This window comes from Amycolatopsis sp. NPDC043887, from assembly GCF_056435665.1.
Map to the genome: position 1 here is coordinate 283,367 of NZ_JBWKEB010000005.1, position 23,062 is coordinate 306,428.

Annotated in this window: 23 protein-coding genes; 8 read left to right on the forward strand and 15 right to left on the reverse strand. The window is 67.9% G+C overall.

Annotation, left to right across the window (positions count from 1 at the left end; translation table 11 throughout):
• Positions 1 to 155 precede the first annotated feature (155 nt).
• Positions 156 to 1,136 carry a tyrosine-type recombinase/integrase gene (locus AC069H_RS15865; protein ID WP_219151799.1) on the forward strand — a complete coding sequence of 327 codons (981 nt, stop codon included), beginning with the start codon at positions 156 to 158 and terminating at the stop codon, positions 1,134 to 1,136.
• Between the two features lies 1 nt (position 1,137).
• Here AC069H_RS15865 and AC069H_RS15870 read toward each other — a convergent pair whose 3' ends face one another.
• Positions 1,138 to 1,521 (reverse strand): hypothetical protein, encoded by a 384-nt coding sequence (locus AC069H_RS15870; RefSeq protein WP_125677752.1) that lies wholly within the window; start codon positions 1,519 to 1,521, stop codon positions 1,138 to 1,140.
• Between the two features lie 66 nt (positions 1,522 to 1,587).
• Here AC069H_RS15870 and AC069H_RS15875 point away from each other — a divergent pair, with 66 nt between their 5' ends.
• A complete protein-coding gene (locus AC069H_RS15875; protein ID WP_478232763.1) occupies positions 1,588 to 2,367 on the forward strand; it encodes a glycerophosphodiester phosphodiesterase family protein in 780 nt (259 codons plus the stop codon).
• Between the two features lie 59 nt (positions 2,368 to 2,426).
• Here AC069H_RS15875 and AC069H_RS15880 read toward each other — a convergent pair whose 3' ends face one another.
• Complete coding sequence (locus AC069H_RS15880; RefSeq protein WP_378436328.1) at positions 2,427 to 3,101, reverse strand: transglycosylase family protein; 675 nt, start codon at positions 3,099 to 3,101, stop codon at positions 2,427 to 2,429.
• Between the two features lie 270 nt (positions 3,102 to 3,371).
• Here AC069H_RS15880 and AC069H_RS15885 point away from each other — a divergent pair, with 270 nt between their 5' ends.
• From AC069H_RS15885 to AC069H_RS15895, 3 genes are all read left to right on the forward strand, one after another.
• Positions 3,372 to 4,772 (forward strand): MFS transporter, encoded by a 1,401-nt coding sequence (locus AC069H_RS15885; protein ID WP_478232764.1) that lies wholly within the window; start codon positions 3,372 to 3,374, stop codon positions 4,770 to 4,772.
• A 30-nt stretch (positions 4,773 to 4,802) separates the two neighbouring features.
• On the forward strand, positions 4,803 to 5,561 hold the full coding sequence (locus tag AC069H_RS15890) for a thymidine kinase (RefSeq protein ID WP_478232765.1): 759 nt from the start codon (positions 4,803 to 4,805) through the stop codon (positions 5,559 to 5,561).
• Positions 5,562 to 5,787: 226 nt separating this feature from the next.
• Positions 5,788 to 6,135 carry an RNA polymerase-binding protein RbpA gene (locus tag AC069H_RS15895; RefSeq protein WP_005151365.1) on the forward strand — a complete coding sequence of 116 codons (348 nt, stop codon included), beginning with the start codon at positions 5,788 to 5,790 and terminating at the stop codon, positions 6,133 to 6,135.
• A 258-nt stretch (positions 6,136 to 6,393) separates the two neighbouring features.
• On the opposite strand, the gene dapA is transcribed toward AC069H_RS15895, so the two are convergent.
• A complete protein-coding gene (gene dapA, locus AC069H_RS15900) occupies positions 6,394 to 7,305 on the reverse strand; it encodes a 4-hydroxy-tetrahydrodipicolinate synthase (protein ID WP_478232766.1) in 912 nt (303 codons plus the stop codon).
• A 73-nt stretch (positions 7,306 to 7,378) separates the two neighbouring features.
• Between dapA and AC069H_RS15905 the strand changes: the two genes are divergently transcribed.
• Complete coding sequence (locus AC069H_RS15905) at positions 7,379 to 8,284, forward strand: LysR family transcriptional regulator (protein WP_478232767.1); 906 nt, start codon at positions 7,379 to 7,381, stop codon at positions 8,282 to 8,284.
• Positions 8,285 to 8,312: 28 nt separating this feature from the next.
• Here the strand turns inward: AC069H_RS15905 and AC069H_RS15910 are convergent, their stop codons facing one another.
• Positions 8,313 to 8,687 (reverse strand): DUF4406 domain-containing protein, encoded by a 375-nt coding sequence (locus AC069H_RS15910; RefSeq protein ID WP_478232768.1) that lies wholly within the window; start codon positions 8,685 to 8,687, stop codon positions 8,313 to 8,315.
• Positions 8,688 to 8,738: 51 nt separating this feature from the next.
• Here AC069H_RS15910 and AC069H_RS15915 point away from each other — a divergent pair, with 51 nt between their 5' ends.
• Entirely contained in the window at positions 8,739 to 9,536 is a 798-nt protein-coding gene (locus AC069H_RS15915; RefSeq protein WP_478232933.1) for a DeoR/GlpR family DNA-binding transcription regulator, read from the forward strand.
• Here AC069H_RS15915 and AC069H_RS15920 read toward each other — a convergent pair.
• The 3 genes from AC069H_RS15920 to AC069H_RS15930 are packed head-to-tail and all read right to left on the reverse strand — an operon-like array spanning position 9,490 to position 13,496.
• Positions 9,490 to 10,257, reverse strand: a complete 768-nt coding sequence (locus AC069H_RS15920) for a polyprenol monophosphomannose synthase (RefSeq protein ID WP_457954448.1) — start codon at positions 10,255 to 10,257, stop codon at positions 9,490 to 9,492. The two genes, AC069H_RS15915 and AC069H_RS15920, sit on opposite strands and share 47 nt — an antisense overlap.
• 26 nt (positions 10,258 to 10,283) lie before the next feature.
• The gene (gene lnt / locus AC069H_RS15925; protein ID WP_478232769.1) at positions 10,284 to 11,876 is read right to left on the reverse strand and encodes an apolipoprotein N-acyltransferase; all 1,593 of its coding nucleotides are present in this window, start codon (positions 11,874 to 11,876) and stop codon (positions 10,284 to 10,286) included.
• Between the two features lie 9 nt (positions 11,877 to 11,885).
• Positions 11,886 to 13,496, reverse strand: a complete 1,611-nt coding sequence (locus AC069H_RS15930) for an amidohydrolase (RefSeq protein WP_478232770.1) — start codon at positions 13,494 to 13,496, stop codon at positions 11,886 to 11,888.
• Positions 13,497 to 13,638: 142 nt separating this feature from the next.
• On the opposite strand from AC069H_RS15930, the gene AC069H_RS15935 reads away from it, so the two are divergent.
• Positions 13,639 to 15,045: a KamA family radical SAM protein gene (locus AC069H_RS15935; RefSeq protein ID WP_478228221.1), complete on the forward strand. Its 1,407-nt coding sequence runs from the start codon at positions 13,639 to 13,641 to the stop codon at positions 15,043 to 15,045.
• 348 nt (positions 15,046 to 15,393) lie between these two features.
• Here the strand turns inward: AC069H_RS15935 and AC069H_RS15940 are convergent, their stop codons facing one another.
• The 8 genes from AC069H_RS15940 to AC069H_RS15975 all read right to left on the reverse strand — a co-directional run bounded on the left by AC069H_RS15940 (position 15,394) and on the right by AC069H_RS15975 (position 22,997).
• A complete protein-coding gene (locus AC069H_RS15940; protein WP_478232771.1) occupies positions 15,394 to 15,573 on the reverse strand; it encodes a hypothetical protein in 180 nt (59 codons plus the stop codon).
• Complete coding sequence (locus AC069H_RS15945; protein ID WP_340681908.1) at positions 15,570 to 16,247, reverse strand: hypothetical protein; 678 nt, start codon at positions 16,245 to 16,247, stop codon at positions 15,570 to 15,572. The genes AC069H_RS15940 and AC069H_RS15945 overlap by 4 nt, the downstream gene beginning before the upstream one ends.
• Before the next feature lie 40 nt (positions 16,248 to 16,287).
• The gene (locus AC069H_RS15950) at positions 16,288 to 16,644 is read right to left on the reverse strand and encodes a hypothetical protein (protein WP_340681907.1); all 357 of its coding nucleotides are present in this window, start codon (positions 16,642 to 16,644) and stop codon (positions 16,288 to 16,290) included.
• Positions 16,645 to 16,664: 20 nt separating this feature from the next.
• Positions 16,665 to 16,964, reverse strand: a complete 300-nt coding sequence (locus AC069H_RS15955) for a hypothetical protein (RefSeq protein ID WP_478232772.1) — start codon at positions 16,962 to 16,964, stop codon at positions 16,665 to 16,667.
• On the reverse strand, positions 16,961 to 17,278 hold the full coding sequence (locus AC069H_RS15960) for a YbaB/EbfC family nucleoid-associated protein (protein WP_478232773.1): 318 nt from the start codon (positions 17,276 to 17,278) through the stop codon (positions 16,961 to 16,963). Before AC069H_RS15960 ends, AC069H_RS15955 begins: the two co-directional genes overlap by 4 nt.
• Before the next feature lie 110 nt (positions 17,279 to 17,388).
• Positions 17,389 to 19,116 (reverse strand): cation:proton antiporter, encoded by a 1,728-nt coding sequence (locus tag AC069H_RS15965; protein ID WP_478232774.1) that lies wholly within the window; start codon positions 19,114 to 19,116, stop codon positions 17,389 to 17,391.
• 159 nt (positions 19,117 to 19,275) lie between these two features.
• Positions 19,276 to 19,971: a glycoside hydrolase family 12 protein gene (locus AC069H_RS15970; protein ID WP_478228214.1), complete on the reverse strand. Its 696-nt coding sequence runs from the start codon at positions 19,969 to 19,971 to the stop codon at positions 19,276 to 19,278.
• 38 nt (positions 19,972 to 20,009) lie between these two features.
• Positions 20,010 to 22,997 (reverse strand): glycoside hydrolase family 3 protein, encoded by a 2,988-nt coding sequence (locus tag AC069H_RS15975; protein WP_478232775.1) that lies wholly within the window; start codon positions 22,995 to 22,997, stop codon positions 20,010 to 20,012.
• Positions 22,998 to 23,062 lie beyond the last annotated feature (65 nt).

Consider the following 23,062-nt stretch of genomic DNA (forward strand, 5'->3'; position numbering starts at 1 on the left):
GCTTTTCGTCCTGAATGACCCTTTCATGACACCCCGGAGAGCGACGGGCGAACCGGGATCCCCCGCGAGGGGTTTCCGGACCCATCACTCCGTTTCATGCATAATCACTATTATGCATGAAACGGAATATAACCGAGTGTAAGACTGTCGGTGCCATGCGGTACAAGATGTTCATGAGGGTTTCCGAGGCACAGCAAGCCTTTTTCGCCGCACGTCGTCCCCGTAAGGATTCTCCTCACACCACCGACGCCTACCGCCGCGACCTCGCCGGCATCACCGCACTTCTGCTTCGCGAACTGGACCGCTCCCCTGACGAACTCACTGTTGAGATGCTCACCGCCCAGGCGCTCCGCAACGCCTTCGGTGCCTTCGCAGACACCCACGCGAAGAGTTCGGTGCTCCGCGCCTGGTCGACCTGGAATCAGTTCCTCACCTTCTGCGTGTCCGACGGGTTGCTCGCGGGCAATCCGATGGGCGCGGTCGCCCGGCCGAAGGCGCCTCCGCTGACGCCGAAACCGTTGCGCGGTGAGGAAACCCCGGAGCAGCTGCTCGCTGCCGCCGCCGACGGCTCGCGCCGGACACGAGATCCATGGCCGGAGCGGGACGTCTTGGTGATCGCGCTGGGGCTGGTCGCCGGGCTGCGTGCCGCCGAGATGCGGGCCCTGACGGCGCGATCGCTGGTCGGCCGTCAGGGCGAGATGCGGCTGCACGTCCATGGCAAGGGAAGCCGCGACCGGTCGATCCCGGTGCAGCCGATCATGGAGAAGATCATCGAGGAGTACCTGGCCTCCTGTCGTCGGCGGTTCCCGCAGCAACGGTTCGGGCCCTCCACTCCCCTCCTCCGGGATCGTGCGGGCGAGCCGATCGGCCGCGGCGCGCTCGAGTACCTCGTCAAATCCTGCTATCGGTGGGCAGGCCTGCACGACCGCGTGCCGGTCGGGGCGAACCTCCACGCGTTGCGGCACACCTTCGCGACAAGGCTGGCGGAGGACGGCGCGACGGCGTCCGAGATCATGGCTTTGCTGGGGCACGCGAGCCTCGCGACCAGCCAGAACTACATCGAGGCGACCGGACGTGAGCAGCGTGCGGCGGCCGCGAGCAACCGGACGTACCGGGCGCTGGACGGGATCTTGTAGCTCAGCGGAGTTGTTCGAGGTCCTTGGCTGCTTGGGCGATTTCGCCGGCGAGGCCGCGGAGTTCGGCGACGGAAGCGCCGTCGTCGGCCGCGGTGACGACGTCTTCGGCGGCGCAGCGGAGTTGGAAGAGCCTGTCCTGGAGGGTGGCGATCTCGGTGTCGGAGAGGACGACGGCGTCTTCGGGGAGTCCGCTGCGTTGGAGGGCGGTGCGGCGTTCGTAGGCGCGCTGGCGGCAGGATTGCCCGCAGTAGCGGCGGCGCCTGCCGACGTTGCCGCCTTGTTCGAGCCGTCGGCCGCACCATCCGCAGTGTTTGGGTACCCCCGCGCGGCGGAGTTCGGACACCTCTTCGGCGGATGTCTTCGGGTGTTCGGCCACTTCCCTCACGGATCAGACCCTAGCTGGCCATCCGGCGATCATGCCGGGGCCACGACCGAAGTGCACACTAGTGGGGTGCCGACACTGTTTCCGTACCTCGCCGACCCGCTCCCGCGTGCCTTCGCCCATCGGGGCTGGCACCTCGGTGACCTGGAAGGACTGGAGAACTCGTTGCCTGCCTTCCAGCAGGCGGTGACGGAGGGTTATCGCTACCTGGAGACGGATGTGCACGCGACGTCGGATGGTGTGGTGGTCGTTCATCACGACGCGTCGTTGGACCGGACGACGGACGGTGCGGGGTTGATCTCCCGGCAGACGTGGGCTCAGTTGCGGACGGTCAAGGTCGGTGGCCGTGCGCCGTTGTCGCGGCTGGAGGACGTCCTCGAGGAGCTGCCGGAGGCGCGGTTCAACATCGATGTGAAGTCGAACGAGGCGGTGGCGCCCTTCGTGCGGGCGATCGAGCGGACCGGGGCGTACGACCGGGTCGCGGCGGCGTCGTTCTCCGACGCGCGGCTGGCGCGGATCCGGAAGCTGGCGGGGCCGAAGCTGGTTACCGCGATGGGGCCGCGTTCGGTGGCGGTGATGTGGGCGAACGGGTTCTTGCCGCTGGTGTCGTTGCGGGCCTTGTCACGGGGTGCGATGGCGCAGGTGCCGGTGCGGCAGGGGCGATTGAAGGTGGTGGACCGGGCGTTCCTGCGGCAGGCGACGCGTGGGGGTTTCGAGGTCCACACGTGGACGGTGGACGATCCGGCGGAGATGCGGCTGTTGCTGGATCTCGGGGTGCACGGGATCGTGACGGACCGGCCGGATCTGCTGCGTGACGTTCTTCGGGAACGCGGCGCTTGGCCTTCCTGATCCGCGTTTAGTCCTCTAAATGCGTTGTAAGCGCATTTAGAGGACTAAACGCGGGGACGTCATCGGGGTGCTTTTCCGTTCCAGGCGGCGTCCCAGGTCTTGGGTCCGAGCCGTCCTGAGTCGTTGATGCCGTTGGCTCGTTGGAGGGCGAGGACGGCTTCGCGGGTTTTGTCGTAGTAGCAGCCTGTTCCGGTGAAGCCGTAGCCGAAGGCGTTCATCCGCAGCTGGAACTGCTTCAGGGGTACCGCGCAGTCGCCGTAGGCGTAGACGACGCCGGGCCAGGCGGGTTTGGGTCCGCCTGGCGGAGCGGGCGGGGTGGGCTTCGGCTTGGGCGGAGGCGGCGGGGCGGGCTGTCCTCCCCCGCCGATGTAGGCGGAGTCGGCGTAGGACGGGACGCGTTTGCTGCGGCCGTCGCTGTCGTTGCGGAAGCCGAGTTTGCCGGCGCATTCCCAGGGTTGCCAGCCGCGCATGCGGTAGAGGTAGAGGGCCCGGTAGTCCTGCTCGCGGGGGGCGGCCTGGTCGGGTCGCCCTTGGCCGCCGACGCTGCGCCAGGTGGGCAGGTCGAACTGGTAGGCGCCGTAGTAGCCGTTGCCGGTGTTGATGTTGTAGCGCCCGCTCGATTCACACATGCGGAGCTTGGCCCAGTGGGAGCCGTGGGGATCCGCGGCGGCGGATCCGGTGGTGGCGATCTGCAGGCCCGTCACGGCGAGGGCGAGCAGGAGTGTTCTCGCCACTACGCGGTGTGCTGTGCGAAGGCGATGGGTCCTCATGAGCGGAACAGTAAGTATCAGCCCCGTGCTTCACAAGAGTCACAGATCGCTCACCAGCCTCACACGAAACACACGGGGATCGTGGCAGCGACACGCCGACAATGGTCGGGAAGGTGTCCGGGAAGGGTTCGTCCCGCGTCGAAACGAACACGGTCCGGACTCGTGCCGGACAGGTGGGTGTGATCACCAGTAGTCTCCCGCTGACCTCGACGTTCTCGACTTCAGGAGCAGTGCATGACGGTGGCCGGGACCCGTGATCGCAAGCGGGTGTGGCGGGCTTGGTACCTCTATGACTGGGCCAATTCGCCGTTCTATTCGTCGGTGATCACCGTCTTCGGTGCGCTCTATTTGAGCGAGATCGCGTCGGCGGACGCGAAGACGAATTTCACCCTTAACGGGGACAGGGCGTGCACCGATTCGAGTGGAGCTTCGAGCACCCTTCAGAACTGCGACGTCTCCTTGTTCGGGCTCCACTTCCCCGCTGGTTCGCTGTGGGGGTATCTGCTGTCGATCGCGACGGTGACGCAGGTGCTGGTGCTGCCGATCGCCGGTGCGATCGCGGACCGGAGCAGGCACAAGCGGCGGATCCTCGGCGGGTTCGCGTTCCTGGGTGCGGTGGCGTCGGCGTTGATGTTCTTCATCGCGGGGACGAACTGGGAGGTCGGGGTCTGGACGTTCATCCTGGCCAACATCGGTTACGGCGGTGCGCTGGTCGTCTACTACTCGTTCCTGGTGGACATCGCGGAGCCCGATGAGCGGGACGCGGTGTCGTCGAAGGGATGGGCTTTCGGGTATCTCGGCGGTGGTCTGGCGCTGGCGCTGCAGCTCGGGTTCTTCATGGGGCACGAGTTCTTCGGGGTGAGTGAAGGACTGGCGATCCAGATCTGCTTCCTGACGTCGGGGATCTGGTGGGCGGTGTTCACGATCCCGGCGGTGCGGGCGCTCCCCCAGACTCATGTGCCGAAGTCGGGCGAGCGTGGCCTGTCGGTGCTGACGGCCGGGTTCAAGGAGTTGAAGCAGACGATCAAGGAGGCGAGGGCCTATCCCCTGACGCTGGCGTTCCTCGGCAGCTATCTGGTCTTCACCGACGGGATCACGACGGTGGTGGCGGTGTCGGCGCAGTACGGCAAGGACGAGCTGAAGTACAGCACCCAGGTGCTCATCGTCACGATCCTGGTGATCCAGTTCCTGGCGTACGCCGGGGCGATGATCCACGGGGCGATCGCGGCGCGGATCGGGGCGAAGAAGACGATTCTGGGCAGTTTGGTGGCCTGGGTGGCCGTGCTGTGCTTCGCGTTCTTCATCCAGGCCGGGCAACCGCTGCAGTTCTACGCGGTGGCGGTCGGGATCGGGCTGGTGCTGGGGGGAACGAACGCGTTGTCGCGGTCGTTGTTCGGGCAGATGATCCCGGATGGAAAGGACGCGCAGTACTTCTCGCTGTACGTGGTCGGTGAGCGGGGGACGTCGTGGCTCGGTCCGCTGTTGTTCGCGGCGGTCGGGCAGATCACCGGCTCGTTCCGGTACGCGATCATCGCTCTGGTGATCTTCTTCGTGCTCGGTTTCGTGTTCGTGTGGCTGGTGCCGGTGCGCCGGGCGATCGAGGCGGCGGGCAACCGGCCACCGGCGGTGCTGTGAGGGCGGAGCGTGCCGATAGGGTCGGGCGTCGTGACCGTACTGAAGGAGAGTGGCCCGGATCCCACGGACGCGTTGTCGTCGGTGCCGGTGGCGGGTTCACGGCGGGGTGTGCCGGTCGTCGGGAAGCTGAAGTTCTGTTACGGGCCGATGGACTGCGGGAAGTCGACGCTGGCTTTGCAGATCGACCACAACCACGCGCGGCAGGGTCGTCGTGGGATGGTGCTGGTGCGGCATGACCGGTCCGGGGAGCCGCAGATCACGAGCCGGATCGGATTGACGCGCAAGGCGATCGAGGTGGGGAACGAGACCGATCTGCGGTTGCTGGTGCGTGAGCAGTGGGCGGCCGGGCGGCATGTGGATTACCTGATCGTCGACGAGGCGCAGTTCTTGTCGCCCGATCAGGTGGATCAGCTGGCCGAACTGGCGGATGACGTCCAGATCGACGTGTACTGCTTCGGGATCGCGACGGATTTCCGGAGTGTGTTGTTCCCGGGTGCGGCGCGGTTGTTCGAGCTGGCGGACGAGTTGCAGCCGGTTCAGGTCGAGGTGCTGTGCTGGTGCGGGCAGACCGGGCGGTTCAACGCGCGGGTGTCCGACGGCGAGGTGCTGCGGGCCGGCGACACCGTGGTGGTGGCAGATACCGAACAGATGGTCGTTGAATCTTCACCGGTATCACGTTCTGAGGGCGAACCGAATACGGTCCGTTATCAGGTATTGTGCCGTCGCCACTTTCGACTGGGCGACCTGGGGCCCTCCTCGGCCCAACACGGTCAGTTACGGTTGACGTGACAGGCGTACTACTAGCCCATCTGGGGGATATCCGCACCAAGATGGCCGTATTGACGTCACGCCAGAGCGCGAAACCACTCCTACTAGGAGAAGCTGTTGCCACCGGGTGACACAGCTCATCGTGAGCAAGGACATGCTGTCCAGGGAATCCTCTGGCCGTCACTGTCGTTGCATAGGGTGAGCATCACCCTGGCTCCACCCGGAGCTGACTGAAAGGACCCCCATCATGGCCGACCGTGTTCTCCGTGGAAGCCGGCTGGGAGCGGTCAGCTACGAGACCGACCGCAACCACGACCTCGCGCCTCGGCGCACCGTGCGCTACGCCTGCCCCAAGAACCACGAGTTCGAGGTGCCCTTCTCCGACGACGCCGAGATCCCCTCGGTGTGGGAGTGCAGGCTGCACGGCAGCGAGTCCGAGATCGTGGACGGCGGGCAGCCGGAGCAGAAGAAGGTCAAGCCCCCGAGGACGCACTGGGACATGCTCCTGGAGCGCCGTTCGATCCCGGAGCTCGAAGATCTGCTCAACGAACGTCTCGCCGAGCTGAAGGGACGCAGGACCACCCGGTCCGCCTGACGCACGGCACAAGTAGCTAGCCCCACCACGAACCGGCGAAGCCCCCGCGACCTCCCACCGCGGGGGCTTCGCCGTGTCTCGGGGATGCGTGGTCGTGCGTGTTCCGGGTCGCTAGAACGACCCGAAACACTCACGACCACCGGGTTTCGCGTGATTGACCGGACGACACGCGTGATCCGGCGGACGACACGCGAAACTGCCACCGTGCACGGCGACGACCACCCACACCGCCGCGCGGCCACTAGGGCACCCTTGGCACTAACAGCTCGTATCACCCACGAGAGCCCCGGTGCGGAGAGGCGCCAAGACGTCTCGGAGTCGCAGCAGGTGCTCGGGTGGCGAATCCAGCAGCGGGAGCCGCACCGTCGCGTGCGGGATGACACCGAGTTCGGCCAGTGCGGCCTTGGCCATGATCGCTCCCTGCGAGGTGCGCATGAACGCGTCGGCCAGGGGAAGCAGCGCGGCGTTGAGGGTCCGCGCGGTGTCGAGGTCTCCCCCGCGTACGGCGGCGATGAGTTCGGCGTTTCGGTCGGCGTAGGCGTTGCCCACGACGCTGACCAGGCCGGTGGCTCCCGCGGCGAGGTACGGCAGGTTGAGTTCGTCGATGCCGCAGTAGTAGGCCAGCCGGGTGTGCGCCATGACTGACATCGCTTCGAACAGGTCGCCTTTGGCGTCCTTCACGGCTCGGATCCTGGGGTGACGGGCGAGTTCGATCAGGGTCGCCGCCTCCATGGCCGTTCCGGTGCGGGCCGGGACGTCGTAGAGCATCACGGGTAGTTCGGTGGCGTCGGCCACGGCCTGGCAGTGTGCCGCGATCCCAGCCTGTGTCGGCTTGGAGTAGTAGGGGCAGACCAGCAGGAGCGCGTCGGCGCCGGCCGCCTCGGCTTCCTTCGCGCGCCGGATGCAGGCGGTGGTGTCGTAGGTGCCGACGCCGGCGATCACGCGCGCCCGGTTCCTGGCGTGGCCGGCCACGGTGCGGACGAGCCGGGCGGCTTCGGTGTCGGTCAGGGTGGGTGACTCGCCGGTGGTCCCGCCGACGACGATGCCGTCGCAGCCGGTGTTCAGCAGGTGGTCGACCAGGCTGGAGAGGCCGGGTTCGCTGAGTGCGCCGTCGGGTTCCATCGGGGTGACCATGGCGACGAGGTTGGAGCCGAAGAGGGTCTCGGTCATGCGGTCGATCCTGTCGGCGTCGATACCTGCGGTCCAGCGATGGTTTTTGGCCGGTATTGCGTAGTATCGCTTCATGATCGAGGTCGGAGCCCTGCGGGCACTGCGGTCGGTGGCCGCACTGGGGACGTTGGCGCGGGCGGCGGACGAACTGGGGTTCACGGCGTCGGCGGTGTCGCAGCAGATCAAGCGGCTGGAGCGCCAGATCGGGATGCCCGTGCTCGCTCCGGCCGGACGCGGAGTCGTGCTCACTCCGGCAGGTCAGGCCGTGGTCGACTCGTCCCTGGAGGTGTTCCAGGCACTCGAGCGCTGCGCCGAGGCCGCTCAGTCGGTGGCGGAGGGCGCGCCTCGCGGGATTTTACGGGTGGCCGCGTTCTCGACGGGTATCCGCGGGCTCCTGGCCCCCGTTCACGTGCGGCTGCTGGGGCGCTACCCCGATCTCCGGCTGCACATCACCGAGCAGGATCCCGACCAGGCGTTGCACAGCGTCGAGTCCGGTACGGCCGATCTCGCGCTCCTGCACGACGCCGACGGCCTGCCTGTCCCGCTCTCGCCCGCCCTTGCCCGACGTCTCGTACACACCGATCTCGGCGACGTCGTCATGGCCAGGGCCCATCCGCTGGCGCGAGCCGAGCCGCCGCTGGACGGTGCGGACCTGGCCGGGCACGCGTGGGTCACCAGTCCGCCGGGCACGGTGTGCCACCAGTGGTTCCGGCGCCTGTTCGCCGAACTGCCGGAGGAGCCCGACGTCCGGCATCTGGTGGACGACTTCTCCACGCAGTTGTCGCTCGTCGCCTCGGGCGAGGTACTCGCGTTGATCCCGCGGCTGGCGCGCCCGCCCTTGGCCGACGGGCTCGTCGTCCGGCCACTGCGGCGCCCGCCGAGGCGCGAGGTGCACGCGGCGTGGCGCCGCAGCGCCGAGGCGAGCCCGGCGATCCGCGCTGTACTCGCGGAACTCCAGAGGAACGTTTCCGCCTGCTGAGTACAGCCGGCGGAAACGTCACACGTGGTCACGCGGCTTGATACCCCGGGATGTCCTCGACATGGTGATACACCGCCAGGCCGCGGGAGAGCGCGATGGCGACGTCCTGGTCGGCGCCGGTGGATTCGCCCGGCAGCCGCAGGACGGCGTCGCAGTGATGCAGCAGCCTGTCGGCCGTCGGATACATGACCTCCTTGGCGATCGGGTCGGCGACGGTCTTCCCGCCTGCGCCGCGCAGCACCGGGAGCGCGACCCACTCGCCGATCATCGGCACGTGCCCGCTGCGGAAGATCGGCCAGGCCGCCTCTTCGAGCCGGGCGAGATTACGGGCGAGGAGTTCGGGGTCGTCGCCGGTTCCGGAGCGGAACGGTCCGGCGATGAGGATCATCAGAGGTTTGCTCATGCGCCGGAGCATAATGTGCAACAATCGGCAGGAACAAGGAGGAACGTGCACATGTTGGCTGCGCAGCGACGAGACCTGCTGATGGAACGACTCAAGAGCGAAGGCCGCATCGTGGCGAAGGACCTCGCCGCCGAACTCGGCGTATCGGAAGACAGCATCCGCCGTGACCTGCGAGAACTCGCGGACGCCGGGCTCTGTCAGCGGGTCTACGGCGGAGCCCTGCCGGTCTCCCCGGCCACCGCGGACTACGCGACGCGCATGGCGGTCAGCGTCGCAGGCAAGGAACGGATCGCGAAACGTGCAGCAGCGTTGATCCGGCTGGGATCGACGGTCATCCTCGACGGCGGCACGACCGCGCTCGCGCTGGCGAAGGCACTCCCCGTCGACCTCGAAGCGACAATCGTCACGCACAGCCCCACGGTCGCGGCCGCGCTCGTCACGCATCCGAAGGTCGAGGTGTTCCTCATCGGCGGACGGCTCTTCAAGCACTCCGCCGTCACCTGCGGGGCGGCCGCGGCCGAGGCGGCCGAGGGCATCAACGCCGATCTGTTCTTCCTCGGCGTCACCGGCGTGCATCCCGAGACCGGGCTCACCACCGGCGACTCCGACGAGGCCGCGATGAAACGCACCCTCGCCAAACGGGCCGCCGACACCTACGTGCTGGCCAGTTCGGAGAAGATCGGCGCGGCCTCGCCGTTCACCGTGCTCCCCCTGTCCGACGTCGCGGGCGTGATCACCGACGCGGCGCCGGACGAGCCGACGGTGAAGGAACTGGGAAAGCTCGGGGTGAGCGTGCTGGGGGTCAGCCCTTCTTGGCCAGCCCGCGAAGCTGCTGCCAGCGACGCTTGAGCCCCCACAGACCGACCAGGACGATCGCCTCGCGCACGACCGAACCGCTCATCTTCGACTGACCGACCTCGCGTTCGGTGAAGGTGATCGGCACCTCGACCACCTCGAACCCGGCGAGCGCCGTGCGGAACGCCAGGTCGATCTGGAAGCAGTAGCCCCGCGAGGCGATCTCGTCGAGCGGGAGCTTCTCCAGCACCGTGCGGCGGTACGCGCGGAAACCCGCCGTGATGTCCTTGATCTTCGTGCCGAGCGCGATCCTCGCGTAGAGGTTCGCCACCCAGGAGAGCGCCTTGCGCTGGAACGGCCAGTTCACCGTGCTGCCACCGGGAACGTACCGGGAGCCGATGGACAGATCCGCGTCCTCGAGGGCCGCCAGTACCCGCGGCAGATCCTCCGGCGCATGTGAGCCGTCGGCGTCCATCTCGACGATGGTGGCGTAGTCACGAGCGAGTCCCCAGCGGAAACCCGCGACGTACGCGGCGCCCAGGCCGGCCTTCTCGGTCCGGTGCATGACGTGGATCCGCTCGTCGGCCTTCGCGAGCTCGTCGGCGACGTCGCCGGTCCCGTCCGGGCTGCCGTCGTCCACGACGAGGGCGTTGACCTCCGGGAGTGCTTCGAGCAGGCGTTCCAGGATCGGGCCGATGTTCTCCCGCTCGTTGTACGTCGGGACCACCACCAGCACCGGGTCGATTCCCTGGGCCCCCCGTGGCGCCTGCGCCATCCGCTTTTCCTCCGTGTTCCGGCGGGTCAGCCCGCCGCTTCCCTCGTTGCCTTGGCGACGCTCGCGCGCCGGGTGCGGAAACGCAGCACGTACCCGCCGGTAACCCCGGCGATCGCCAGGGCGAGCAGCCCGTACTCCGTCGTCACACCGAGTAGATCCGACAGCGTAGTCTGCTGCCTCAGCGGTACGCGCCCCACCAGGGAGTCTGCGGTGAACAGGCTGGTGGAGGCCGTGATCGAACCGTCCGGCGCGACGATCGCGCTGACCCCGCTGGTGGCGGAAACGATCACGGCGCGCCCGTGCTCGACCGCTCGCAACCGCGACATCGCCAGCTGCTGATAGCTCATCTCCCCCGGTCCGTACCAGGCGTTGTTGGTGGGTACGACGAGCAGTTCCGCGCCATCGGCCGCCGACTCCCGCGCCGGGTAGTCGAAGGCTGTCTCGTAACAGATGAAGACGCCGACCTTGGTACCCGCGACCGACAGGGCGGCGTTGGCTCCGTCGCCCGGCTTCATGTCGGCGACGCTGTCGACGAACGGGGTCACCAGCTTCGCGACCTCACGGGCCGGGATGTACTCGCCGAACGGCACGAGCTGTTGCTTGGCGTAGCGCTGGCCCGGGCCGGTGACCGGATCCCAGACGAGCGCGGAGTTCTGCGCGCTTCCGTCGGGCAGCCGGACCAGCGCACCGATGATCGCCTGCGTGCCGTAGTCGCGGACCAGCTGATCGACGCCGGCATCGCCGGTGCGCATGGCCATCGCGGTCTCCGGCCATACGAGCAGATCGACCTTCGTGTTGCTCGCCTTGAGCTTTTCCAGCAGCCGGGCACTTTCGGCGAGGTGGTTGCTCCGGAGTTCGTCGCGGCGGCCTTCCAGCGCCAGGCCGATGTCCGGGGCGTTGCCCTGCACCGTGGCGACGGTGAGCTCGCCGTCCTGGGCTTCGGTGCCGATCGTCGGCCACACCGCGAGCCCCGCCACCACTGGAACCAGCGTCAGCGCCGACGCCGCCACCAGAGAACGGCGCGGATCCGCGCCCTTCAGCCGCAGGCACAGCGCCGCGAGCCCGAAACCGGTCGCCACGACGGCGAGACCGACCAGCGGAGCACCGCCGATAGATGCCAGCGAGACGAACGCGCCCTCAGGCTGGCTGAACGCGACACGACCCCACGGGAAACCGCCGAAGGGGAACCAGGTGCGAGGAGTCTCCAGCGCGATGATCACCAGTGCCGCCCATAGCGGCCCGAGCGGCAACCTCCACACCACGGTGGCGAAAGCCCCGCCGAAACCGAGATACACCGACAGCGCTATCGCCAGCCCGAGCCACGGCCACGGCCCGAAGCCCGGGCCGAGGAAATCCAGCAGCCACGTCAGCAGCGGCAGGAAGAACCCCATCCCGAACACGAACGCGTAACCGAACGCGCCCCGGAACCTTCGTCCGTGCACCACCATGGCGAAGCCGGTGAACGCCAGCGGCGCGAGCCACCACAGCGGACGCGGAGCGAAACTGAGGTACAGCGTGAATCCCGACGCCGCGGCGACGAGGAAACGCACGAGCCAGGCGAGGGAGAAGCGCTTCCGGGGCGCCGCTTCGGGGTCCGGATCGGTCACGGTCGTGGACACTCCTGAACCCTAGGCCGTCCGGGTGAACAGATCGTGGATGACCTGTCCGCCGCGGACCGTGCGCAGACAACCGGGCAGTGTCGCGCCCTGCGCGAGGTTCGGCAGCGGGGGCACGCCCGCGCGCGGGTCGGTCGACCAGCGCTGTACACGTGAGTCCGGTGTCGCGACGACGAGGTCTTCGGCGTCCCAGATCGCGTAGTGCGCGGGAGCGCCCGGGACCAGGCTGCCGGTGACGCCGTCGTTGACGCCGGCTGCGCGGTGTCCCGCACGGGTGTGGGCGGTGAAGGACGCGCGGGCGGACAAGCCCGAGCCCGGCGTGCGGTGATAGGTCCCGGCGCGGACGGTGGCCCACGGGTCGACCGGCGTGACGGGTGCGTCGGAGCCGAAGGCGAGCAGGAGCCCTTCGGCGGCCATGGCGGCGAAGGGATTGAGCTTCGGGGCGCGTTCCGCGCCGAGGCGTTCGGTGTACATGCCGTGGGTGCCGCCCCATTCCGCGTCGAACTGCGGCTGGACCGAAGCGACCACACCCCAGCCCGCGAGCGCCTTCGCCTGGTCGACGTCGATCATCTCCACGTGTTCGAGCCGGTGGTGGCGGGCGGCCAGCGCTCGACGGCCGACGGTCTTCTCCGCGAGCCGGAACCCTTCGACGACCTCCGCGACGGCGGCGTCGCCGATGACGTGGAAACCGGCCTGGAGTTCGGCCTCGGTGCAGGCGCTGATGTGCTCGGCGATGGCGGGGGCGTCGAGGTAGAGCGTCCCGGAGGTGCCATGGGCGTCGGCGTACGGCTCGTGCAGGGCGGCGGTGCGGGAGCCGAGCGCGCCGTCGACGAACAGGTCGCCCGCGACTCCCCTGGCGCCGAGCGCGCGGGCGGTGTCGACACCACCGCGTTCGCCCCAGTAGCCGACGACTTCCGGCAGTCCGGGTTCGGAGGCGAGCGCGAGCAGATCCGTGAGGTCTTCGGCGCCGGAGATGTCCGGGCCCGCGCATTCGTGGACGCTCACGACTCCGCGCGCGGCGGCTTCGGCGAGGAACGCGCGCTGGGCTTCGCGGCGCTGCTGCGGCGTGATCGCCTCGCGCATCGCGGCGCGCACGAGGTGGTGGGCGTCGCGGGTCAGCGGTCCGTCGGCCGACCAGCCCGGCGCCTCGTGCACGCCGGCGGCGAGCGCGACGAGGGCGCTGGAGACGAGCGCCGAGTGGACGTCGACCCGGCTCAGGTACACCGGGGTGCCGTTCGAGGCCTCGTCGATCTCCGCGCGGCTGGGCAGCCTGCCGTCGCTCCAGCGGGATTCGTCCCACCCGTGCGCGACGAGCACCTGGCCGGGGCGGGCGGCATCGCGGACCGCGGCGAGGAGCTCTCCGGCACCGCGGATGTTCGCGAGGTTCAGCCCGGTGAGGTGCAGGCCCGTCGCGGTGGCGTGGACATGTGCGTCGACGAAGGCGGGTGCGACGAAGGCGCCGTCGAGGTCGACCAGTTCGGCGTCGGGATGCAGGGCCCTGGCCGGGCCGTCCTGTCCCACCCAGACGACGGTGCCGTCGGTGATCGCCATGGCGGTGGCGTCGGGGGCCGAGGGGCTGTAGATACGCCCGCCGAGCAGGAGCGTGGTTCGCGCGTTCGTCACGCTCCCGAGTTTGCAGCGTGCGGACGACCAGGTGACCGGCGGGTCGGTGACATTTCGACACACCACGCGCGACAGGAATATTTACGTCTTCCGAACGATGTGACAGGATATTTTCACGCGTTTCCGACGACGAGGAGTACAAGTGACTGCGATCCAGGAACCGACCTCGCCGGTGGCCGCCTACGATCAGCCCTACGACTACACCCGTGTCGAGCTGATCGAACCCGACTGGCGCCGCTTCCCCGGCTGGCACGACGTGACCGAGGCAGAGTGGCGTGACGCGCAGTGGCAGCGAGTGCACTGCATCCGCAACGCCAAGCAACTGCGCGCCCTCATGGGCGACCTGCTCGAGGAGCGCTTCTACGAGGACATGCTCGCCGACCAGCGAGAGATGGCCACGATGTCGATGCTGCTGCCGCCGCAGATGATCAACACGATGGCGCCCAACGCGGGCACCGACCCGGCGAAGGTGACCGAGGCCTGGTACGCCGACCCGATCCGCCGCTACATGCTTCCGGTGCGCAGCGACCGCGACACCGAGTGGCCGAGTCACCCGCACTCCGAACGGGACTCACTGCACGAGGCCGAGATGTGGGTGGTGGAGGGGCTGACCCATCGCTACCCCACCAAGGTCCTCGCCGAGATGATCTCCACCTGTCCCCAGTACTGCGGGCACTGCACCCGGATGGACCTGGTCGGCAACTCCACCGAGCAAGTCGAGAAGCACAAGCTCTCGCTCAAACCGGTCGACCGCCAGGACGCGATGATCGAGTACCTGAAGAAGACCCCGGGCGTGCGTGACGTCGTGGTCTCCGGCGGCGACGTCGCCAACGTGCCCTGGCCGCAGCTGGAGTCGTTCCTCATGCGGCTGATGGACATCGACACCGTCCGCGACATCCGGCTCGCGACCAAGGCGCTCGCCGCCCTCCCGCAGCACTGGATCCAGCCGAAGGTCGTCGAAGGGCTCGAACGCGTCGCCGGCACCGCGCAGCGGCGCGGCGTCAACCTCGCGATCCACACCCACGTCAACCACGCCCAGTCGGTGACCCCGCTGGTCGCCGAAGCCGCCAGGACCGCCCTCGACGTCGGCGTCCGCGACGTGCGCAACCAGGGCGTGCTGATGAAGGGCGTCAACGCGACCCCGGCCGACCTGCTGGACCTGTGCTTCGCGCTGCAAGGCGAGGCGAACATCCTGCCGTACTACTTCTACATGTGCGACATGATCCCGAACGCCGAGCACTGGCGGGTTTCCGTGCACGAAGCACAGGAACTCCAGCACGCGATCATGGGCTACCTGCCCGGCTACGCGACTCCCCGCATCGTCTGCGACGTGCCCTACGTCGGGAAGCGGTGGGTTCACCAGCTGGCCGAGTACGACCGGGAGTTGGGCATCTCCTACTGGACCAAGAACTACCTGACCAGCGTGGACAGGGAAAACGTCGCCAACGCCGACGAGGCACTGCAGCAGCGCTACCCCTACTACGACCCGATCTCCACCCTTCCCGAGGCCGGTCAGCGCTGGTGGCGCGACCAGCCCCGGACGGCCTGACCCGGCCGACCCGTCAGGCCCAGAAACGGCCCAGAAAATCCGTGGCTGCCTGTCGGTACGCGATGGAATACCGGCTGACGTGACCGGGTCGCCTTCGCGCCGATGACCCCCGCGTGGTCGAGGTCCGGCACGCAGTCCACGGCCACACCCCGTAGCACTTGTCCAACCCAGCTCCACGACGACCACGCGTTCCCCCGCGGCACGGCGTCGCAGCACCAACTGCGTCATGAACGCCGGTCGTGCCGCCGACGGCGCGCATCCCGTCCATCGGCTGAGGTCCTTTGCGCGCGAGCGTGTCACGAGGGGTCCCCATAGGACATTTCGTCCTATGGGGACCCGCCGGGGTCACTACCAGGCCTTCCCGAACTTGAGCCGGAACTCAGGATCCTCCTCGGCGGGCATGCCCGCCCCCTTGATCCTGGCCTTCGGCTTGCCCGCCTTCTTGCGTTTGGCGGCGAGTGTCTCCGGATCCCACGGGTTCTCGAGCAGGCGTTCGCCGTCGGGCTCCTTCGTCGGTTCGTCCGTCACTGCGCGGCCGCGGGTTCCTTCGGCACCGGCTTGACCCCCCAGAGCTCGGGGTTCCCGGCCGCCTCGGCCATCTCCTTGACGTCACTGAAGTCGTTCGCCTGCCGGGCGAGGAACACGCCCATCTGGCGCAGGTCGCCCATTTTGCGGACGGAGGCCTCGACCAGATCGCTGACGTTCTGGACGAAACCGTTGAGCAGGCGGATGACGTTCGCGGCCTCACCGAAGGGGTTGATGAGGTCTTCGAGGAAGTTCGCCGAAGCCTCGGCGATCTGGTTGGCGCACTCGCTGATGAAAGCGATCGCGTCGCCGTAGGTCTCGTAGACGATGTCGATGCAGCTCTCCATCGTGCCGGCGATCTCGTTGAACACACCTTCGTTGCGGGAGATGCGCTTGGTGGCGTTGATCGCGTAGGTGTTGTACGAGTCGTACCCGCCGCCCTGCCAGTACGCGGCGAGGTTGTTGCGCGAGTCGTCGATCGCGGTCTCCGAGTCGACCATGTACCAGGCCTGGCCCCACCACACGGCCAGTTCTTCCATCCGATCGGCGTTGCCGAAGAGGAGATCCCGGATCATGAACAAGGTGTCGAGGGCACCCTTGTGCTCGTGCTCTTCGGCCTTCTCCTGGACTTTCTTGGCCGCGTTCTCAGGCCACTCGGCCTTCTGGCGTGTCGCCATGCTCTGTTCTGTTCCTTAAGTTTCGAGTGTGTGCCGGGGCCTAGAAGCGGCTGTCCGCAGCGTCGTCGTCGCCACCCATGTATCCGAACTTCTCGTAGTACTCGGCGTCGCGGTTCTCGTACTCCTTGGCGACCTTGTCCAGGTTGCCGCGGACCTCGTCGATCTGCTCGATGCCGATCCGAGCGGTCTTCAGGATGGTCTCGCGGGCGACGTTGTAGTCCGTGGGGAAACCGGTCTTCATACCGAGCAGCCCCATGTCGGCGGGGGCCATGGCCGCGTAGTCGCTGCCGCGGTCGACGAACTCCCGCCAGGCGTCCCCGGTGGTGACCCACGCCTCGGTGTTCTTGCGGAGGGCGTCCGGTACGACGTAGTAACCGGTGCCTTCGATTCGAGCCAAAGTCGTTCTCCGTTCGGTGATCAGCGGGGGCGCGAGGCGGTGAGGGCCTGCTGCCTGAGTTCTTGCGCGTGCTCCTCGGCGGCGACGATCGCCTCCAGCAGGCTCTCGCTCAACGCCTGGGCCGTGGTGTAAGGGAGGTTTTCGAGGTCGATTTCGATGCGTTGCAGCCGGCCGGCACCGGAGACCTCGACGACGCCGAGCTCGCCGGGGATGTCGACCTCGATGGCCTGATCCCTGGCGTTCGCGAGCGCTGTCGTGAGCGCGGCGTCGCGCTCCTCGATCTCGCTGACCAGGTTCTCCAGCCTGCGCCTGCGGTTCAAGCGCGCACCCCCGGGAGGATTCCTTCGGCCTTCTCGCGGCCTGCTGCGCCGGCCGCGGCCCGGGCTGCGACGATGGCTTCGATGGTGTCCGGGCCGATGTTCTGCGGGTAGGCCTGACGCAGCGCCTCGGCGCTCACGTCGAGGTCCGTCAGCCGTCCGTTGCCGTCCACTTCGGCCTCGACGAGGCCGCTATCCGAACGACCGGTAAAACGTTCTTCGGCCTGTTCGGCGGCGAGGCGTTCGAATTCCGCGGCCTTGGCCTCCCAAACGGCCATTTCCGCATCCGTGGGCGGAGCCCAGTCGTATCCGTTCATACCGCGCATGTAAGCATCGTTGACTTTGTCGATGCGGACGGTTCGGGGCAAACGCCGGAGACATTGTGTCCTAGATCACTATCGCCGCCTTGTCGGCTCCAGCTTGTCGGTCACGACGCCGGTTTATCCGCCAGCTGCTCGAGGCGGGCCATCTCCACGTCGAGGGCTGTTTGCGCCCGGCTCACCGTCTCCGAGCTGTATCCGCCGCTCGACCGGGCTCGCTGGAGGCGTTCGGACTGTTCGGTGAGGACACGCAAGCGCAACCGCAGATATTGCTGCACGCTCTCGACCTGTTCCGGCGCCGGACGGCCCGCGGTCGCTTTGCCCGGGACGCGCACGTCCGAGCGCACCCGGTCCAGGATCGCCTCGCTGAACGGCCCGTCGGCCGGATCGTCCAAAACGGACTTCGCCGCGTCGGCGAGCTCGGCCATGAGCCGGACGTACTCCTGGCGTGCCCGGTCCGGATCCTCCTCGGGCACACGCGCCGCACGGATGACCGCCGGGAGAGTCATTCCCTGTACCAGCAGCGTCGTGGTCGCCACCACGTAGGCGATCAGGACCAGCAGGGCGCGGTCCGGGGTGTCCTGCGGAAGGGTCTGCGCCGCCGCGAGGGTGATGGCGCCGCGCATCCCCGCCCAGCCGAGCACCACACCGCCGCGCCAGCCCAGAGTCTCGGTGAGCCGGAACTCCACGTCCGCGGCGGCGCGATCGAGCCGCTTCCGGAAATGCGCCACCCGTCTCGGTGACGCTTTGTCCAGCCGCTCGGTGACGGCGGGATTCGACTCGTCGCCCCGCAGCACCGCCTGCGTGGTTTCCAGTCGCGGTTTGAATCGCGCGGCTTTTCGCTGCTCGCGGTACAGGCCGGCGACCAGCGGTCCGACGAAGACGACGCGCGCGACGATGACGAGCGCCGACGCGGCCAGGCCGATGGCGAGCGCGCGCCAGACGCTCGAACCGTCCTCGTGCACCTCGTCGACGAGGGTCTTCACGCTGAGTCCCATGAGCAGGAACATCCCGCTCTCCAGCAGGAACGCCGCGGTGCGCCAGTTGACGGTCTCGGCGAGGCGGTCCGTCGCGCGCAGGTGCCGCGGGGCGAGATGACCGGTCACCAGGCCGGCGACGACGACGGCGAGCACGCCCGAGGCGCCGGCCTCTTCCGCGGGCAGGAAGGCGATGAACGGGACCACGAACGAGATGGCCGTGTTGAGCACGGCGTTGCCCAGCAAGGCGCGCGCCCGCACGTTGACGACCCCGACCAGGATCCCGATCCCGACCGCCACGACGACCGAGAAGGCGAACTCGCCCACGACGCCCCAGACGGACACCGACCCGGCGACCGCGGCGACGGCGGACCGCAGCAGCACGAGCGCTGAGGCGTCGTTGACCAGCCCTTCGCCTTCGAGCACGGTCAGCAGCCGGGGTGGCAGACCGAGTCGCCGCCCCACGGACGTCGCCGCGACGGCGTCGGTGGGGCTGATGACCGCGCCGAGCGCGAACGCGGCGGGCCACCCGATCCCCGGCACCAGCCAGTGGAACAGCCAGCCGGCGCCCAATGTCGTCCCCACCACGAGAAGGACCGCGAGGCCGGTGATCGGCCGGATGTTCCGCCGGAAGTCGACCATCGGCATGTTCACCGCCGCCGAATACAGCAGCGGAGGGAGCACCCCGGCGAGGATCAGCTGGGGTTCGACCTCCGGATGTGGGACGCCCGGCAGAAAGCTCAGCCCGATCCCGGCCACCACGAGGCTCAGCGGAGCAGCCAGGTTCAGCCGTTCGGAGAACGCGGCCACCACCACGATGAGGACGACGCCGAGCACGGCGACGAGAGTCAGGTTCACAGGGCTGTACGTGTCCTCTCGCCGTTCGCGCCACTCAGAACATGTCCATTGGTGACACGACGGCACCGGGCCCGCAAGTCGGAGCGGTACGGTCGGGCATCTCCGCCGGTGCGGACCTGATCCAGGCGGGGTCGTGCGTGGTGTGAAAGTGGCTACCGATCAGGACGACGAGACGGAATAACTGTTCGACGAGAAGTTCATGCCGCCGCTGGACGACGTGATCTCGAAGCCGAACTGCACTTCACCGACCGTCACGTCGCCGTACCAGCCGCGATTCTTGATCCAGTTCAGCACGGCGAGCACGTCGACCGAACCTGCGTTCGTGTTGGAGGTGCGCAGGAAGGAGAACACCGCGTTGGCGCCGTTGCTCCCCCGGTAGACGTCCCAGGTGTGGCCGCCGACCGACACCGTGGTCTCCTTCGAACCGATCGCGCCCACGGCACCCTGCTTGTTCATCCACAGCATGATCTCGTAGGCGTTGTTGTTCGCCCAGATGTCGTACGCCGTCGCGTAGGCGCCGCCACCCGGCCTGGAGACGTTGAAACTGCTGGAAAGGCTCCGCAGTCCGCTCAACTGGCGGCCGACGTTCTTCGCCGAATGCGGATACGACTTCACTCCGCCGGTGTTCGGGTGGTTCGCCCAGACGCCGAAGTTGCTGTAGGAGTTCGCCCAGATCGACTGCGGGCCGGCGCCTCCGCCCCAGACGTTGTTGCGGACGGTGTAGCCGCCGTTCGACCAGCTCCCCCACTTGTCCGAAGAGCTCCAGGTGGCGGCCTGCGCCGTCCCTCCTATCATCAGGGTGGCGACCAACGCCATGACGACACTGCTCGACAAGGATCGTGCTTGCCTGCGCATAGCCGGGCTCCTTCCGTGTCTTTTCACCAAGTGGACCGTTACCGCAGAGAAAACGTGCTGATTCTCGAATCGGCGGTGAAGACGAGGTAGACGTCGTGCCGCCCGTTCAGCCCGGACAACGTCGCGGTGGTCGTCGAGTACGTGTACTTGTCGCCGGTACTGGCGATCTGCGCGGTGCCGGCCAGCCTGCCGCGTGGGCCGCCGAGCCGGATTTCCACAGTGGACGTTCCTGGTGCGGCGCGAGCCGTTCTGGCGGTGAACGTCCGTGCCCCGGAACGGAAGTCCACGTCGCTGAAGCGCAGCCAGTCTCCCGCGCCGACTCCGACCGCGTCGCCACGGACCTTGCTTTCGTCGACCAGTTCGACGCCCGAGTAGTCGTCGAAGTCGATCGCCCTGGTGTTCCGCGTCAGGTCGCGCGGCGGGATCTGCTCGCCGCGAACGGGGATCGCCGAGCGCAGCCGGATGTCGGCGGCGGACGCACCGACCATCACCTCGTGGACGGACGATTCCAGCACCCATTTGCCCCGGGTGACGTCCCAATGCCGGAGGTCGGGCACCGACAGGCGCACCGTCTTGGTCTGCCCTGGTTCCAGGTGCACCCGTTCGAAGTCGCGGAGCCGCTGATTCGGCTGCTTGTCGCGGGACACGAGTTGATGGGTGTAGAGCTGCACCACCTCGTCACCGGCACGTTTCCCGGTGTTGGTCACCTTCACCGTCGCTTCGAACGTCCCTTGTGGACCCGGCTTGCCGAGGCGCAGGTCGCTGTAGCGGAAGTTCGTGTAGGACAGACCGTGGCCGAAGGCGTAGAGCGGATCACCGGTGAAGTACTGGTAGGTGCTGCCGCGTTTCATGATGTCGTAGTCGAGGATGTCCGGGAGCTCGGCGTCCGAGCGGTACCAGGTCTGGGTGAGACGGCCGGCCGGGTTCACGTCGCCGTACAGCACGTCGGCGAGCGCGTTGCCGGTCTCCTGGCCGGCGTGCGAGGTCCACACGATCGCCGGGATGTTCTCCTGCTCCCAGTTCAAGGTCGTGGGATAGCTGTTCTCGACCACCACGACGGTGTTCGGATTCGCCTTGCGCACGGCCTTGATCAGTTCGCTCTGGCTCTGGGCCAGCGCCGTCGTGGTGCGGTCGTGGTCTTCCCGGCCGTTGATGAACGGCATGCTGCCCACGACCACGACCGCCGTTTCGGCCGATCGTGCCGCCTTCACCGCGCTGTCGATCCCCGAGGTGATCTGCTCCTTGCGGAACTTGGTCGCTCCCGCCGCGTTCGGCGAGCCCAGGGTCAGTGTGCCGTCGGCGGCTACGGTGAGATAGCTGTTCGGCCCGTCCCAGTCGTTCGGAAGCTCGTAACCGGCGTACCTGATCACGACCGTGCCGTCACCCGCGTCCTCCAGTTTGAACTGCTGGTGGACGAACCAGTCCCGCGGCTGCGGCGCCTGGTTGAGGAACGGACTGGTGGCATCGGCGAGGTTCTGCCGCTCGACGTACTTCCCGTTCGCGACACTGCGCAACGTCAGCACACCATCGCCCCACTCGAAGGCGTCGAACTGCTCCGTGGCCCCGGCACTGGTGGCGCCGGTCTTGAGCACCGCGCCCGCCTCACCCGCGCCGCCGCTGAGGTACCTGCCGGTGGCGGCGTCGCGCAAGGCGATCCTGTCGACGGCCTCGGTGTCGGTGATCTGTGCCCCGCCGCCGAGCCGCGCGCGGATCCCGTCCACCGGGGTCACCTTGTACGGCAGTCCGCCGGAGTACCAGTCGGTGTACAGGGTCTTCTCCAACGGCCCGATGACAGCGACTCCGCGCTTCGGGTCCAGCGGCAGCGCGCCGCGGTCGTTCTTCAGCAGCACCATGGCCTCGCCCGCCGCCTTGCGGGCGAGCTGCCGGTGCGCCGGACTGTTGACCACGTCCTTGCCGATCTTGGCGTACGGGCCGCCGTCCGGATCGAAGTCGCCGAGCCGGAAGCGGACGCTCAGGACGTGCTTCACCGCCTTGTCGATGTCGGCCTCGGCGAGCAACCCCTTGGCCAGCGCGGACGTGATGATCTTGATGGTGGGGCCGGGGTTCTGGTTGTCGACGGTGAAGCCGTCCAGACCGGCTTTGAGGGTGGCCGCGAACCCTTCCTCGTTGGTTCCGTAGTACTTCTCGGAGCCTGTCAGGTTGTACGGGGCGGACGCGTCGCTGACGTTGTAGAGCGTCTTGTCGGTCCACGTCCGCACGACGTCGTCAAGGTCGGGGTTGACCGTCGCGGGCCGTCCGTTGACGAGGTTGTACGACCCCATCACGCCGGTCGCCGCGTCGGCCGCGATAGCCGGTTTGAACGCCTGCTCGTCGTATTCGCGCAGCACTCGCGGGCGCAGGTTGGACGATGTGGTGTCGCGGCGGATCTCGTTGTTGTTGGCCAGGTAGTGCTTCAGCACCGGAGCGGTCTTGAGGTACTGGGGATGGTCGCCGGTCATCCCCTTGCCGTACGCCGTCGAGATCGCCCCGGTCAGCAGAGGATCTTCCGAGTAGCCCTCCTCGTTGCGCCCCCATCGCGGATCACGCAGCAGGTTCACCACCGGCGCCCACAACTGGAGCCCCCAGAACCCGGGGTCCTGCGAGTGGTAGCCCCGCGCCTCGTCACCGACGACCGCCCCGACCTGTTCGATCAACGCGGGGTCCCACGTCGAAGCGAGCCCGATCGCCTGAGGGAAGACCGTGGCGCTCGCGGTCACGACGGCGCCGTTCGTGCGCTCCGTCGTCCAGCCGAGACCGTGGAGGGCCTCGGTTCCCGTCTTGAATTCGGGGATGCCCAGCCGCGGGATCGCGGGCTGGAACTGGTGCAGCAACGACACCTTCTCCGCCAGGGTCAGCCGCCGCACCAGATCGTCCACCCGAGTGGTCAGCGGAAGGCCCGGATCACGGAATGGAAGAGCGTTCAGCTCGTCCGCGACCGCGGGTGACGCGAGGCCCAGCACCAGGGCGATCGTCGTGGCGAACATGCCGATCCGGCGGAGGCGGGCAAGGCGAGCTGCTCTGCTCATGAAGTCTCCATCGCGAGTAATCGAAGCGCTTCGACGAAACGGGCGGCGATATTCGGCGAGTTTCG

Coding starts and splice junctions, on each gene's coding strand:
- AC069H_RS15920 (WP_457954448.1), bottom strand. CDS start 10,257: ATGGCGCAGGCGCCACGGGGGGCCCAGGGAATCGACCCGGTGCTGGTG.
- AC069H_RS15960 (WP_478232773.1), bottom strand. CDS start 17,278: ATGAACGGATACGACTGGGCTCCGCCCACGGATGCGGAAATGGCCGTT.
- AC069H_RS15975 (WP_478232775.1), bottom strand. CDS start 22,997: ATGAGCAGAGCAGCTCGCCTTGCCCGCCTCCGCCGGATCGGCATGTTC.
- dapA (WP_478232766.1), bottom strand. CDS start 7,305: ATGACCGAGACCCTCTTCGGCTCCAACCTCGTCGCCATGGTCACCCCG.
- AC069H_RS15895 (WP_005151365.1), top strand. CDS start 5,788: ATGGCCGACCGTGTTCTCCGTGGAAGCCGGCTGGGAGCGGTCAGCTAC.
- AC069H_RS15885 (WP_478232764.1), top strand. CDS start 3,372: ATGACGGTGGCCGGGACCCGTGATCGCAAGCGGGTGTGGCGGGCTTGG.
- AC069H_RS15970 (WP_478228214.1), bottom strand. CDS start 19,971: ATGCGCAGGCAAGCACGATCCTTGTCGAGCAGTGTCGTCATGGCGTTG.
- AC069H_RS15910 (WP_478232768.1), bottom strand. CDS start 8,687: ATGAGCAAACCTCTGATGATCCTCATCGCCGGACCGTTCCGCTCCGGA.
- AC069H_RS15915 (WP_478232933.1), top strand. CDS start 8,739: ATGTTGGCTGCGCAGCGACGAGACCTGCTGATGGAACGACTCAAGAGC.
- AC069H_RS15865 (WP_219151799.1), top strand. CDS start 156: ATGCGGTACAAGATGTTCATGAGGGTTTCCGAGGCACAGCAAGCCTTT.
- AC069H_RS15945 (WP_340681908.1), bottom strand. CDS start 16,247: ATGGCGACACGCCAGAAGGCCGAGTGGCCTGAGAACGCGGCCAAGAAA.
- AC069H_RS15905 (WP_478232767.1), top strand. CDS start 7,379: ATGATCGAGGTCGGAGCCCTGCGGGCACTGCGGTCGGTGGCCGCACTG.